The sequence below is a fragment of the Vibrio sp. D173a genome (assembly GCF_030248475.1).
In genome coordinates, this window is record NZ_JAHGAH010000821.1 from 1 (window position 1) to 1491 (window position 1491).

Genomic DNA, 1491 nt, shown 5'->3' on the forward strand with positions numbered 1-1491 from the left:
GTAGATTGAGGCGGAACAGAGCGATCAGATAATTGACCACTGCGCAGTTTCGCCGCTGTAATAGCACGAATATTACCTGTATTTTCAAACGCAACGATAACGGTATGAGTATTGTAGTATTCTATAACGGTAACATAACCATGTTTTTTCGTATCAAATCTAGCACCTATTTGCATATCTAGCGGTGCATCCATTGTCTTAATTTGCAGTCAGCAATACCTATTACGTCCGTTTGTCTACTCAATAAATTATATACGCCATTATCGCCATATTAAATAATAATTCATCTGTTCTAAGTCAAATGTCTCACATTAACTCTCACCAGAAATTGAAATACTTATTATTAAATAGGGGGTTGCGCTAGTTATTCGATAACTTAAGTCTATCGTTTGAGAAAAAGAAGAAGAGAGCGAGGAAGCCAGCAAGATGAGTAAAAACCTTTCAGTAGGTCTTACTCATCTTCTTAATTTATCATGCAGATGTGCGTTTGAGTTCGCGATTAGACCGCTATACCCACTGGCCAGCTGCGAAACCAGAGCTCCAGCACCATTGGAAGTTGTAGCCACCTAGCCAGCCTGTCACATCCATCACTTCACCGACAAAGTACAAGCCCGAGACTGTTTTACACTCCATGGTTTTTGATGACAGGTGATCGGTGTCGACACCGCCTAGTGTCACCTCGGCAGTGCGATAGCCTTCGGTGCCATTCGGTGCGATCTTCCAGTTTTCTAGATGCTCAGTCACCGCCGCTAACTGCTTCTCATTGAATTGCTTTAACGGCTTGTCTTGCAGCTCTTTACGCTCAATCAACGCCTCTACCAGACGCTTAGGTAATACCTTAGCAAGCGTGCTCATTAGGCTCTGATTTGGGTGCTTCTCACGTGAGCGCTCAAGCAGCTCAGCCACATCCGCTTCAGGGACTAGGTTAATCGAAACCGCTTGACCTGCTTTCCAGAAAGACGAGATTTGCAGAACAGAAGGGCCCGACAAACCACGATGGGTAAACAACAGCGCTTCTTTGAAAAGAGTACCGTCTTGCGCAGTGATCTCAGCAGGGATCGCAATACCAGACAGTTAGGCAAAGTCCTCTTTATCTTCTTTATGCAGCGTAAATGGCACCAAACCAGCAGACGTTGGCATCACAGATAAGCCAAACTGCTCCGCAATCTTATAGCCAAATGGCGTTGCGCCCAGCTTAGGCATCGATAAACCACCTGTCGCCACAACTAGCGACTCACACTCAACCAGATCAGTGTTGAGGTGCATTTGGAAGCCTGTCTCAGTTTTTTCAATCGAGTGAACGTCACAACGGTAGCGTTGCTGAACACCCGCATCATCACACTCTGCAAGCAGCATATTGACGATGTCTTTTGCGGTGTGGTCATTCACACAGAACAGTTGCCCATGATCTCGCTCTTCAAACTCAATGCCATACTTGCTGACCATAGAGATGAAATCCCAGTTGGTGTATTGAGAGAGCGCAGATTTCAC

General features: G+C 45.5%; 2 pseudogenes. Both read right to left on the bottom strand.

What is annotated here, in order from left to right:
• Window positions 1-194: pseudogene (locus KIV40_RS29545) on the bottom strand (hypothetical protein); the annotation flags it as partial.
• Between the two features lie 313 nt (window positions 195-507).
• Window positions 508-1491 (bottom strand): annotated as a pseudogene (locus tag KIV40_RS29550) (NAD(P)/FAD-dependent oxidoreductase); the annotation flags it as partial.